Raw genomic sequence first — 13,173 nt, 5'->3', positions numbered from 1 at the left:
ATCGGGATTATACATGAGACCCCGTGCGCCGCCGACCCGGAATTTGTGACAGCGGCATGTCGGGCCGCCGCCCTTTCCTACGCCTTCCGACCTTCTTTCAGCCTGCCTGGCGCATCCCGTCGATCAGTTCGCGCACCAGCCCAGCGGTCTCCAGCGGGCGCTCCATCGGATAGAGATGACCACCCTCCACATAGCGCAGGCGATCGCCCACCAGCTTGCGCGTGGCACCCAGACCTACCTGTCTCACCTCCTTCGAACGCGTACCCGCAATAAAGCTGACCGGCACCGGTGCTCCATGGGCCACGCGTCGTCCCAGACTGGTCGGCAGCGTGCGGTAGATACGATATTCGACATCGCGATCGAAGCGAAGCCTGCGCTCGGCGGCGCGGCCCGTGGGTTCAGTGCCGAGTTCCGCGTAGTCGCGTAGCACCTCGGGGTCCCAGACCTGGAAATTGCGCTTGGCCTGGAAATGGGTCCAGACCGATTCGGTGTCGGGCCAGTGCGTGCGTCGGTTCTTGGTCACGGCTGCGGGACTTGGTTTTTCGTCGAGTCCCAGTACCTGCGAGGCCCGCAGCAACGAGGCCCGCCAACCGGCGATGATCGGAGAATCGAGCATCACCACGCCCTGCACGCGATGCGGCTGGCGCAGCGCGGCCATCAGCGAGAGAAAGCCGCCGAGCGAATGCCCGACGAGCCAGACCTTGCGATGATCGGCCCCGTCGCGTCCGGCCCGCTGCATCTCGCGCAGCAACTCCTCGACGAGGTTCGGCCATTCGCGCGTGACGGGCAGCTTGGGATCGTGGCCATAGCGCTCCACCGCGCGAATCTCGAACGTATCCTCCAGTTGGCCGAACAGCTTGCGATACGTTGGAACCGGAAAACCGTTGGCGTGGGAGAACAGCAGGAGGTCGCGCATGGGGGCTGGGGCGATGAAGAATGAGTTTCGCCGCAAAGTGTACTGCGAGGCCAGGCCCGTTTCGGCTAGGCAAAATCCTCTATCGCCAACCTGCCCCGCTCGAATTTAGTGCTCGCGGCGTGCTCTGACCGGCTGGCCCCAGCGGTCGGCGTCATCGCGCGCCAGCGGAAATTCGGCAGGCTGGGCGGCATCCCATTCGGGATTGCCGATTTCCCCGAACACCTGACGCAGACGCTGGCCCCAGGTGTCGCGGATCATGCGGAAGTACGCGTTGCGTTCGTCGATGTTGACGAAGTGCGTCACGCGCAGCGAATCAGCTTCGTAAACCAGCAGGTCCAGCGGCAGGCCCACCGAGATATTCGACTTCAGCGTCGAATCCATCGAAATCAGCGCGCATTTCGCGGCCTCGCCCAGCGGCAGCGACGGGGACACCACACGGTCGATAATCGGCTTGCCGTACTTGGCCTCGCCAATCTGGAAGTAGCAGTTCTCAGGCGTGGCTTCGACGAAATTGCCTGCCGCATAGATATTGAACAGCCGCGTACGCTCGCCCCGGATCTGGCCGCCGAACACGATGCTCACGTTGAAATCGATGCCGGCGTCGCGCAGCGCGTGGGCATCACGCTTGTGCACGGCACGCACAGCTTCGCCCACGATGGTGGCGGCCTCGAACATGTCGCGGGCCGTCCACAGCGAGCGTTTTTCGTCACGCGCCTCGGCCAGGCATTGGCGCACCGACTGGCTGATAGCCAGGTTACCGGCGGTCATCAGCACCATCATCCGATCGCCTGGCTCTTCGAAAACAGTCATTTTCCGGGCAGTGGAAATGGCGTCCACGCCGGCATTGGTTCGGGAATCGGAGAGGAATACCAGGCCGGCATCCAGCCGCATGGCTACGCAGTACGTCATGAAGTGATTGATTGTTGGGGCTGCCGGGGCGGCAAGCTTGCATTCTAGCCGCTCGGCAAGAACGGAGCGTTTGAACGGGCGGGAGAGGGGACTAGGCCACAGGTGCGATAGAGATATCCACTTCCAACGTCTCGCCCGCGCCACCCTCCAGAATGCCCCGGATTGGTGCGGCGGAAGCGTAGTCGCGCCCCACGGCGAGTCGCACATGGCGAGTATCTGTGACACAACGGTGCGTGACGTCGATGCTGCACCAGAGGCCCTGGTCGGCATCGAGGCAAATGTCGGTCCACGCGTGGCTCGCCATGGCCGTGGCGGCCGGATCGTAGAAGTAACCGCTGACATAGCGAGCGGGAATACCGAGCGCGCGGCACGCCGCGACCATCACCTGCGCCTGGTCCTGGCACACCCCGCTGCCCAGCCGGAATGCGTCTGCGGCCGAAGTGCCCACGTCGGTAGTGTTGGCCTTGTAGCGCACACGGGTGGCCACCCCGTCGGCCAGCGCCAGCAACGCGGGCATATCGTGCCCGGCCGCCAGGTACGGCGCGGCAAATCCCTGCAGATCGGCAGGCGCCTGGGTCAGCGGTGTCCCGGTCATGAAGTAAAGCGGCGATACGCGCGCCTCGCCGGCTTCAGGCAAGTCATGAAAGGCCTGATGGCCGCCCTCGCCCGTCCTGACCTCCACTTCGCCCGTCGCGGCGATAGCGATCCTGCGGGCCGGGCCCGCCATCGTGAAGTTGTGGACGATATTGCCGAAGCCATCCCGTGCTTCGGTCAGGTTGCCGGGAACGTTCAGTTGCCAGTCCGCAACCGATTGCAGCGGCCCCGAGCGCGGCGCCAGACGCAGTTCATGCACGCTGCGGCGTACGGGCTCGGTGTAGTGATAGACAGTCTTGTGGTGGATCCGATATTTCACGATGCATAGTGCGCGCTACGGCACACCTGCCCTCCAGCGTTCCGCGTCCGGCACATAGGGTGCCGGACGGGTGATCCACTCTGCGCAATCGACTCAGGCAGCCAGCGGCACAAGGAAATCGCGGCTGATACCGTTGCCGAGATCGCCGATGCGTTCCAGGAAGCTGGTCAGGTAGGCGTGCAGGCCGACAGCAAAAATGTCGTCGATGCGCGCGTATTTCAAATCGGCGTGGAGTTTACCAGCCTGGCGCATGGTCTCCGCTGACTGCTGGTTGGCCACCAGCGCCAGGATCGCGACTACCTCGTCCATGCTCGACACCAGCGAGCGTGGCATGTCCGGCCGCAGGATCAGCAACTCCGCCACGCGCTGGGGCGTGATCACGGCACGGTAGATCTTGCGGTAGACCTCGAAGCCCGACACCGAACGCAGCACCGCCGCCCAGTGGTAGAAATCGTTCTGCTCGCGGTTGGGATCGTCGGTGTCGCTGTCGTCGCGACCCGATGCCTGGAACTTGACGTCGAGAATCCGCGCGGTGTTGTCGGCGCGCTCCAGGAACGTGCCAAGCCGCATGAAATGAAACGCGTCGTCCTTGAGCATCGTGCCGAACTGCACGCCACGCGCCAGGTGCGAGCGGAATTTCACCCATTCGAAAAAGCGCGACGGGTCCTGACGCAACTCCCCATCCGCGATCATGCGCTGGACATCGAGCCAGGTGGTGTTGATGGTCTCCCAGACCTCGGTCGTCAATGATCCGCGCACTGCACGGGCATTCTCGCGGGCCGCCCGCAGGCAGCTCATGATTGACGACGGATTGGTCATGTCGCGCACCATGAAGTCGATCACATCGTCACGATGCAGCAACCCGTACTTGTGGTCATAGGCGTGCGTCAACTCAGAAATATCGAGCATGGCCCACCAGCCCTGCTCGGCCATTTCGGCCGACTGCGGCAGCAGCGAGGTCTGGTAGTTGACGTCGAGCATGCGCGCGGTGTTCTCCGCGCGCTCGGTGTAGCGGGCCATCCAGAACAGGTGGTCGGCGGTACGGCTCAGCATGATGGGCTCCCGGCTTGTCGTTGTTCGCGGCGTTCAGCGTTCCAGTACCCAGGTGTCCTTGGTGCCTCCGCCCTGCGAGGAATTCACCACCAGCGACCCTTCACGCAATGCCACGCGCGTCAGTCCGCCAGGCACCATCCGAACTTCCTTGCCAGACAGCACGAACGGCCTCAGGTCGATATGGCGCGGCGCGATGCCCGATTCCACATACGTGGGGCAAGTGGACAGCGCCAGCGTGGGCTGGGCGATGTACTGCTCGGGGCGGGACTTGACCACTTCGCGGAACTGCTCGATCTCGGCACGGGTGGCAGCCGGACCCACGAGCATGCCGTAGCCGCCGGCACCGTGCGTCTCCTTGACCACGAGCTTCTCCATGTTGTCGAGCACGTACTGCAGGTCATCGGGGCGCCGGCACATATACGTGGGAACGTTCGACAGGATGGCTTCCTCGCCCAGGTAGAAGCGGATCATGTCCGGCACGTACGGATAGATCGATTTGTCGTCGGCCACCCCGGTGCCAATCGCGTTGCTGATCGTCACATTGCCGGCCCGGTAGACCGACAGCAAACCGGCCGCGCCGAGCGTGGAGTCCGGCCGGAATGCGAGCGGATCGAGGAAGTCATCGTCCACGCGGCGGTAGATCACGTCGATCCGTTGCGGCCCCTGCGTGGTACGCATGTAGAGGTGATCGTCCTCGACAAAGAGGTCGCTGCCCTCCACCAGTTCCACGCCCATCTGCTGGGCCAGGAACGCGTGCTCGAAATACGCGGAGTTGTACATGCCCGGCGTGAGCACCACCACGGTGGGGTCCGCAATGTTCTGCGGCGACACGCTGCGCAGCATGTCGAGCAGCAGATCCGGGTAATGCGCCACCGGTGCCACGCGATTGCGCGCGAACAGTTCGGGGAACAACCGCATCATCATCTTGCGGTTCTCAAGCATGTAGGACACGCCCGACGGTACGCGCAGGTTGTCTTCCAGCACGTAGAACTCGCCCTCGCCCGCACGCACCACGTCGATGCCAGCGACGTGCGCGTAGATATCGCGCGGCACGTCGATGCCGAGCATCTCGGGCCGGTACTGCGCGTTGTTGTAGATCTGGTCAGGCGGAATCACGCCAGCCCGGATGATGTCCTGGCCGTGGTAGATATCGTGTATGAAACGGTTCAGCGCTGCGACGCGTTGCCGCAACCCGCGCTCCAGGGTGGCCCATTCACTGGCCGGAAAAATGCGCGGGATCACGTCGAACGGAATCGTCCGCTCGGTGCCGCTGTTGGACTCGTCCTTGTCGCCATAGACGGCAAAGGTGATGCCCACCCGGCGAAAGATCAGGTCCGCCTCCGCCCGCTTGTTGTCCATTGACCCGCCGGACTGCCCGCCCAGCCAGTCGGCAAAGTTGCGGTAGTGGGGCCGCACCGCCCCGGTCGGCAACGCCTGACCGGCTTCGATGCCCGTCAATGTGCCATCTTCCCGCCCTTCCAGCATCTCGTCGAAAAACCGCGCCGCCATGATGGCCGCTCCTTCGTGGAAATGGGCGCCAGCTGCGTGCAGTCTCCTCGCCTGCCGCTTCCGACGACTGTCTGGCGACGCCGCCGGCCTCCCGTTCATTGATGCTTTATCGAGACAACGCTTTCAGCATACCCGCGCCGGCAATTCCCGCAAGGGTTGCATGTGCGAGACATGCACCGGCACGCAAAACGGTTTAGCAAGATGCTTGCCAGGGGACTACGCCTGGCAGGAGGTTTTGCTCCCCTCTCCCGCGAAGTGGGAGAGGGGTTGGGGGAGAGGGCTGGTGGCTCTGCTTGCCAGCCACTTCGCAATTTGCACGGTTTGCCCTCTCCCCCGCCCCTCTCCCTGAGGGAGAGGGGAGCAAACCGGAGAGACGCAAACTATCGCGCCGTGCCGCCCGCACACGACGCCGACTCCGGCGGGCAGTTATCCAGTATGTCCTGCACCAGCGCCTCCGGCGTCCGGCGGATATCGAGCACCAGCGCGTCGCGCGGCTCCTCCAGTGTGTCGAACTGGCTTTGCAGCAGGGCCGGGTTGAAGAAATGGTCTTCGCGGACCGACAGGCGGCCACCAATCGTCGATGCATCGCCCTTCATGAACACAAAGGTCACGCCGCCTTCCGGAGGGTTCAGCCGATCGCGGTAGACCTGGCGCAGCGCGGAGCAGGTAAACACATGGGTGCGCCCTTCTGCACGGGCTTCGTCGATAGCCGCCCGCATGGCAGCCAGCCACGGCCAGCGGTCGTCATCGGTCAGCGGCACGCCGGCGTGCATCTTGGCCTTGTTGGCCTCGCTGTGAAACGTGTCGGCATCATGGAAGCCGCAATGCAGGCGCTGCGCCAGCATCTGGCCCACGGTGGTCTTGCCGCTGCCAGAAACGCCCATCAGGATATAAATCATGTCTGCTCCATCGATCATGGTGTCGGATGGTGTCGCCACCCTTGTCGGTAGCCGCCACGAACCATTGCGGTTGCACGGCGGTACCCCAGGCACCGTGGCGCCCGGGGAAACGAATAAGAAGAATCTGAAAACGACGGCCCGGAACGAGCCTGCTGTGTGAACGGATGAACCTATTGTGCGACGGCGACGCCCGTTTGGACAGACGCGGGAACACTCGACATGGCATCCGCTTCGGAGAGGTCCAGCGCGCTGCCCCCTTCCTCGGCAATCCGCGCATGGCGGCGGAACAGGCCGAACAGGCCGCGCCCCATGCTGAACTGCGCGAAATTATCCTCAGGCGCGGCAACCGGCTGGCGCGCTGCAAACTCCGCCTGCACCGAGGCATCGCCCACCAGTTCGAGCGTGCCGGCCACGGCATCCACGCGAATGACGTCCCCGTCACACACACGGGCCAGCGGACCGCCTGCCAGCGCCTCGGGGCCAACGTGGATCACGGCTGGCACCTTGCCCGATGCGCCCGACATGCGGCCATCGGTCACCAGTGCCACCTTGTGACCAGCGTCCTGCAACGCGCCCAGCCCCGGCGTCAGCCGATGCAATTCGGGCATGCCATTGGCATTCGGCCCCTGGAAGCGCACCACGGCCACCACATCGCGATTCAGTTCATCGGCGTCGAAGGCGGCCTGCAGCGCCTCCTGCGATTCGAAGACGCGCGCCGGCGCCTGCACCACACGATGCTCGTCGGCCACGGCCGAGACCTTGATCACGCCGCGCCCGAGGTTACCGGCCATCAACCGCAACCCGCCCTCGGCCGAGAATGGCGCCGACGCCGGTGCCAGCACGCTGGAGTCGCCACTGACGGTGGGGCCATCGCGCCAGCGCAACATACCATCGGTCATCACCGGTTCCTGCGTGTAACGCGCCAGGCCCCGCCCGGCCACTGTCTGCACATCCTCGTGCAGTAGTCCGGCCTCCAGAAGCTGGCCGATCACGTAGGCCACACCGCCTGCTGCATGGAAATGGTTCACATCGGCAGCGCCATTCGGATAGACACGCGCCAGCAGCGGCGTGACGGCCGACAGACGGTCGAAGTCGTTCCAGTCGATGACAATCCCTGCCGCGCGTGCCATGGCAACGAGGTGGATCGTATGGTTGGTCGATCCGCCGGTTGCCAGCAAGCCGACCATCGCATTGACGATGGCGCGTTCGTCCACGACCTGCGCCAGCGGCGTGTACTCGCGACCCCGCGCGATCAGCGCCAGGGCGCGCTGCGCGGCGGCGGTGGTCAATGCGTCGCGCAACCCGCTATCCGGATGCACGAACGCCGCGCCGGGCATGTGCAGGCCCATGATTTCCATCAGGAACTGGTTGCTGTTGGCGGTGCCATAAAACGTGCACGTGCCGGCGCTGTGATACGCGGCGCTTTCAGCTTCGAGCAATGCATCGCGCCCCACCTGTCCCGTGGCGTAGAGCTGGCGCACCCGCGCCTTCTCCTTGTTCGACAGTCCGGTAGCCATCGGCCCCGCTGGCACGAACACCACGGGCAGGTGCCCGAACTGGAGCGCGCCCATCAGCAGGCCCGGCACGATCTTGTCGCAGACGCCGAGCATCAGCGCCGCGTCGAACGTGTTGTGCGACAGCCCAACGGCGGTGCTCATGGCAATGGCATCGCGCGAGAACAGAGAGAGCTCCATACCGGCGTTGCCCTGCGTGATGCCATCGCACATGGCCGGCACGCCGCCCGCCACCTGCGCTACCGCACCCACGGCACGCGCCGCCTCCCGGATCACGGACGGATAGCGCTCATACGGCTGATGCGCAGACAGCATGTCGTTGTAGGCGGTGATGATGCCGAGATTCGGCGCATGCTCCACACGCAGCTTGAGTTTGTCGTCCGAAGGCAGCGCTGCGTAGCCGTGAGCCAGGTTGGCACACGACATGCCACGCAGCGGACCTAGTTCCCGCTGGGCCCGTTCGCAGCGCGCGAGGTAGGCGGCACGGCTGGCACGGCTGCGTTCGACGATGCGTTCGGTAACGGCCGAAACTTCTGCGCGGGCGTGGCCCGGGGTAGCTGGGGACATGGCGGATCGATTCTCGTGGGGGTATCGGGCGGCATATCGGGCGGCAAATCTCGCCCTCCATGCTGTAGATTTTCTACATTATAGCCAGGAGACGATTCCCAACGAAAGCCCGGCATCCTCCCGCACTCGACTTATTCAGCGCATTTTCGCACGAAATTCGGGTAAATCCTGAGGCATCGAGCATCTCATCGGATGCAGAAAACTTCCTCCTAACGTGTAGAATCTCTACAAATTCAAGGGCGACATCATTGAGAGCCGCCCGGCACGACTCCACGCCCACCCTCACCATGCGCGACAGAATCCTTGCCGTCTACGACACGCTGCGTCCCTCCGAACGCCGACTTGCCGATTACGTGACCCGTCACGGCGCCAGCGTCATCCGCCTGACCATGCCTGAACTTGCCGAGCGCGCAGGCGTATCGCAGCCCACGATTGCGCGCTTCTGCGCAGCGCTAGGCTACGATGGCTTCAAGGAGTTCAAGCTCCAGTTCGCCCAGAACGTAGGCGGCGGCATCCCGTTCGTGCATCAGGATGTGGCTGCCAGCGACCGGCCGGCCGACATCGCCGGCAAGGTCTTCGACCGCACCATCGCCACGTTGATGACCGTGCGCAATGCCCTCTCCGCCGACCAGATCGAACACGGCATTCGCCTGCTAGCGGATGCAAGGCGCATCGAGTTTTACGGCTGCGGCAATTCAGGCATCGTTGCACTCGATATCCAGCACAAGTTCTTCCGTCTCGGCATCCCGACCACGGCCTACTCCGATCCGCACGTATTCAGCATGTCCGCCGCACTGCTGCGCCCTGGCGATGTGGCCGTGCTGGTATCCAACAGCGGTCGAACCTGGGATATGCTCACCGCCGCCACGCTGGCTCGCAGCAGTGGCGCAAGCGTGCTGGCACTTACGCACAGCGGTTCGCCCTTGGCCGGACTTGCCGATGTCTGCGTGTTCTCCGATGTCGAAGAAGACAGCGAAGTATTCACGCCGATGACCTCACGCATCTGCCACCTTGTGCTCGGCGACGTTCTGGCGGCCGGCGTGGCACTCGGCCGCGCGGAATCGGTGGCCGGCGGGCTGCAACGCGCCAAGGCCCACCTGCGCGAGCGACGCATTGCCGGGGCGGACCCCGCGCCGCTGGCGCCCAATTCGGAGACCTCGGCAGCGAGCGCGACCACCAGGAAAAAAGCCAGAAAGGCGACCCCATCCACGCGCGCTACGCGGTGATAAACCGCTCGCCTTCCGGTCCTACTCCGGGCCAGGTACTTCGGGTGCATCTCGCCAGTAGCGCCGATGTTGCTGGCGATACGTCGTCACCGTCTGGCCAGCACCCCTTGTCTCGATCGTGATCGCGCCTGCTTCATCGCTCCGGTAGCGCGCGATACCAGCGCGGCCATAGCGCCGCCAGACATCATTGCGCGGATGGCCATAGCGGTTCGCAAACCCCATCTGGAAAATTGCCAGCTCCGGCTGTACCGCCGCCAGGAATGCACGATGCGACGACGTTCCGCTGCCATGATGCGGCACGAGGAGGAAGTCGGCATGCAAGCGATCCTCCTCTGAACGACGCACCAGCGCGAGTTCCTCGCGCACGCCAATATCCCCGGTCAGCAGCGCGCTGCGATGCGGGGTCGACACCCGCAACACACAACTCCGCGCATTGCTGGAGAGCCTGGAATTCTCCAGCGCCGCCAGCGAGGGGTGCAGGATCTCGAATGTCACACCGTCCCAGTCCCACGCTGCGCCGGCGAGGCACGCCTGCCAGTTAGTCTTTCCGGCATCGCTGGTCAGCAGCCGATGGTCCGCGACACTCGCCGTCAGCCGTTGCGACACCGGCACTGCAGCCAAGACATCCCTCACACCCCCCGCATGGTCGGCGTCTTCATGGCTCACCATGAGCATGTCAAGCCGACGCACGCCCGACGCACGCAGAAAGGGGACGATGACCTGTCCGCCCGCGCTGGTGCCGGACCCATACGCCGGACCGGCGTCGTAGAGCATGGCGTGCTCGCGCGTCTCGACTAGCACAGCTGTCCCCTGCCCGACATCAAGCGCCGTCATCCGGAACTCGCCATGCGGCACTGGCGCCCGACCTGCCGCCAGCATCGGCACCATCAGCACCCCGCCAAGCCAGCGAGGCAGCGCATGAAGCCGGGCACGAGGCATCAGCACCAGCGCAACACCCAGCATGGCCAGACCAAAAGCCACCGGCCCGGGATGCGCCGCCTCCCAGACTGCCCACGACGGCGCGGCTAGCCATGCGAGGCCCTTCACCAGCCACGCCAACGCGGCGTGAGCCACCGCCAGCAATGGCGAGGCGACGGCGACCGGCATCCCGGCCGCCAGCAGCGCCAGCGGCGTGACCAGCAGGCTGACCACGGGAATTGCCACCGCATTGGCCAGCCCCGATACCAGCGATACCTGTCCGAACAGCAGCAGCGTCAGCGGCACCAAACCAATCGTCACGGCCCATTGCGTCCGAGCCGCACTGGCAATGCCGGCACCCAGCCGCCACACCCAGCCTGCCGGACCGGCCTGCCGTGCCCGCTCTGCGCTCCCATCGCCCTCACGCCGGCTCGCATGCAGGAAGATCACGGCCACGGCCCCAAACGACAACCAGAACCCTGGCGAGAGCACCGCCCAAGGGTCGATGGCCACCGCCACGGCCGCCGCCCACGCCAGCACCACCGACGCTGGTGGCGCCCTGCCACTCCACAACGCCACCGCCGCCACGATGAGCATCGTGACGGTACGCAATGCAGGAATCTGCATGCCTGCGATGGTGGCGTAGGCCAATGCCGTCAACACGGCAACAACGAGCGCGGCTTTCTGGGCAGGCCAGAGGAGGGGGAGGGGTATCAATTTCCAACGGCTCGCGCCGCTCTCCCGCCTGCGGAAGTCCCTTGTGTTTTCTCCCCTCTCCCGCATGGCGGGAGAGGGGTCGGGGGAAAGGGCGCAACGCTTGAATTCGCCGCCGTCGCAACTCGATGCGCCTGCCCTCTCCCCCAGCCCCTCTCCCGCGTGCGGGAGAGGGGAGCAAGCCGCGCGGTATCGGTCGCGGCGGACGTGCACGAACCCCACCCCAAACGACCACCGCCACCCCCACCTCGCCAGTGCCCCGACCATCCCCGACAGCATAGTGATATGGAGTCCCGAGATGCTCACCAGATGGGAAATCCCCGTGCGCCGGAACACATCCCAATCTTGCTGCCCAATACCGCGCTGATCTCCGATCACCAGCGCCACCAGCACCGCACCGAAGCGCGCGTCGGCTGGCATCGCCTGCCGGAGATGATCGCGCAACCCTGCGCGCCAACTGGCAATGCGTACCGTCAATGGCAGGCGCCCATCCTCCCCCATCCTCACCAGTTGACCGCTGCGCACGTACCCCGTTGCGTCGACACCCTGCGACAGCAGCCAGTAGCCGTAATCGAACCCATGAGGATTAGCCAATCCACGCGGCCGGCGTAGTCGCACGTTCAACCGATAACGCTGCCCCGGCTCCAAACCCTCGGGCGGTGAGCGCCACGTCAGCATCAGTCGTTCCGCCGGAATTGAATCGTCGCCCTGTCCTTCCCATACGGATGGCAGGAACAAAAACCGCGTACCGTGAGGCGCCGCGTCTGGCAGCCCTGCCACGAGACCCACCACTTGGAGGTCACGACCTGCAAGTACGGGGTCAAGCCATTGATCGAGACGTACGTCGGCCCGCCACGCCGCCCAGCCGAATCCCGCCAGCACAGCCAGCGCTATCCCGACCACCCATCGCACCCGCCCCCGCCATGGCGCACGCAAGCGCCCCACCGCCCAGCACGCTGCAACGGCCATCGAACCGGCCACAAGCAGCCACCCGAGGCCCGGCAAATTCCCCTGTTGCTGCAGCAACCAGCAGCCCACCACGAAGGCCAGCAGCATCGAGCGCATCCCGTCTCCTTCGTATGCGTGGAAGACGGACGTAGTTGTACCGCGCGGCGATCACGAAAAACGTGTCCGAATGTTGTGGCGATGCGCCAGAAGTGTGAACTCTGAGGAAGGATTGACCGCGCTCAACGCGGGGCCATGATGTCCGCGAAGGCGGCCAGCCGTGGCAGTGCTGCCACGGCATTGCGCCACATGATGGCGGCGAGTTCGGGCTCGCCAAGGCCGCGCAGTTCCGCCATCACGCGCGCCACGCCAGCCACCTCGCCGGGGGTGTTGCGCGCCTTGTGTTGCTCGCCGAACTGGTCGTCCGAGAGCCATGCCGGTGCGATATCGGGCGCGTCGGTTTCGAGCACGATTGCCTCGATGGGCAGTTCGGTGGCCAGCCGCCGTATCTGCTTGGCGCGCGAGAAGGTGACGTTGCCGCCGAAGCCCAGCTTCATCCCGTGCTCCACGTAGCGACGCGCCTGCTCGTTGCTACCGTTGAACGCATGTGCGATGCCCTGCTTCACGCCCACGCGCCGCAACTGGGCATAGACCTGATCCTGGGATTTGCGAACGTGCAGCAACACAGGCAGATCGAACTCGCGGGCGATCTTGAGCTGCTCCGTATAGAGCCAGGTCTGGTGCGCGGCATCGAGGCCGGGCACGAAAAAATCCAGTCCGATCTCGCCGATGGCGACGAGGCGCGGATCATCGATCGAAGCCGCTACCTGCTGGCGCAGCGCGTCGAGATCGGCCTGGCCGGCGCCGGGCGTGCAGAGCGGATGAATGCCGAGCGCATAGACACAGTGCGGATCGGCATGGGCCAGCCCGCGCACCGCCTCGAAATTGGACACCGCCACGGCCGGCAGCACGATGCCGGTCACACCCGCCGCTACCGCGGCTGCCGTCACGCCGCCGCGATCGGCATCGAACTCGCGGGCGTCGAGGTGGCAATGGGTGTCGATCCACATGGAGCGTTGCTTTTGAAGTA

General features: G+C 65.0%; 10 protein-coding genes. 1 reads left to right on the top strand and 9 read right to left on the bottom strand.

What is annotated here, in order from left to right; translation table 11 throughout:
- Positions 1–97: 97 nt before the first annotated feature.
- The 7 genes from GA566_RS05075 to edd all read right to left on the bottom strand — a co-directional run bounded on the left by GA566_RS05075 (position 98) and on the right by edd (position 8,280).
- Positions 98–916 (bottom strand): alpha/beta fold hydrolase, encoded by an 819-nt coding sequence (locus GA566_RS05075; protein WP_137926257.1) that lies wholly within the window; start codon positions 914–916, stop codon positions 98–100.
- Positions 917–1,021: 105 nt separating this feature from the next.
- Complete coding sequence (locus GA566_RS05070; RefSeq protein ID WP_137926256.1) at positions 1,022–1,825, bottom strand: peptidase; 804 nt, start codon at positions 1,823–1,825, stop codon at positions 1,022–1,024.
- A 91-nt stretch (positions 1,826–1,916) separates the two neighbouring features.
- The gene (locus tag GA566_RS05065; RefSeq protein WP_160471865.1) at positions 1,917–2,738 is read right to left on the bottom strand and encodes a transglutaminase family protein; all 822 of its coding nucleotides are present in this window, start codon (positions 2,736–2,738) and stop codon (positions 1,917–1,919) included.
- Positions 2,739–2,831: 93 nt separating this feature from the next.
- Positions 2,832–3,791 (bottom strand): alpha-E domain-containing protein, encoded by a 960-nt coding sequence (locus GA566_RS05060; protein WP_137926254.1) that lies wholly within the window; start codon positions 3,789–3,791, stop codon positions 2,832–2,834.
- A gap of 33 nt (positions 3,792–3,824) precedes the next feature.
- Positions 3,825–5,300: a circularly permuted type 2 ATP-grasp protein gene (locus GA566_RS05055; RefSeq protein ID WP_137926253.1), complete on the bottom strand. Its 1,476-nt coding sequence runs from the start codon at positions 5,298–5,300 to the stop codon at positions 3,825–3,827.
- 380 nt (positions 5,301–5,680) lie between these two features.
- Complete coding sequence (locus GA566_RS05050; protein ID WP_137926252.1) at positions 5,681–6,199, bottom strand: gluconokinase; 519 nt, start codon at positions 6,197–6,199, stop codon at positions 5,681–5,683.
- A gap of 170 nt (positions 6,200–6,369) precedes the next feature.
- Complete coding sequence (gene edd / locus GA566_RS05045; protein WP_160471863.1) at positions 6,370–8,280, bottom strand: phosphogluconate dehydratase; 1,911 nt, start codon at positions 8,278–8,280, stop codon at positions 6,370–6,372.
- 287 nt (positions 8,281–8,567) lie between these two features.
- Between edd and GA566_RS05040 the strand changes: the two genes are divergently transcribed.
- Positions 8,568–9,506: a MurR/RpiR family transcriptional regulator gene (locus tag GA566_RS05040; protein ID WP_137926250.1), complete on the top strand. Its 939-nt coding sequence runs from the start codon at positions 8,568–8,570 to the stop codon at positions 9,504–9,506.
- Positions 9,507–9,527: 21 nt separating this feature from the next.
- On the opposite strand, the gene GA566_RS05035 is transcribed toward GA566_RS05040, so the two are convergent.
- On the bottom strand, positions 9,528–12,203 hold the full coding sequence (locus GA566_RS05035) for a DNA internalization-related competence protein ComEC/Rec2 (RefSeq protein ID WP_237380059.1): 2,676 nt from the start codon (positions 12,201–12,203) through the stop codon (positions 9,528–9,530).
- Between the two features lie 122 nt (positions 12,204–12,325).
- A complete protein-coding gene (locus GA566_RS05030; protein WP_137926823.1) occupies positions 12,326–13,153 on the bottom strand; it encodes a TatD family hydrolase in 828 nt (275 codons plus the stop codon).
- Positions 13,154–13,173: the final 20 nt, after the last annotated feature.

This window comes from Cupriavidus sp. SW-Y-13 (assembly GCF_009793345.1).
Lineage (GTDB): Bacteria > Pseudomonadota > Gammaproteobacteria > Burkholderiales > Burkholderiaceae > Cupriavidus.
This window is presented reverse-complemented; position numbering and strand designations above follow the sequence as displayed.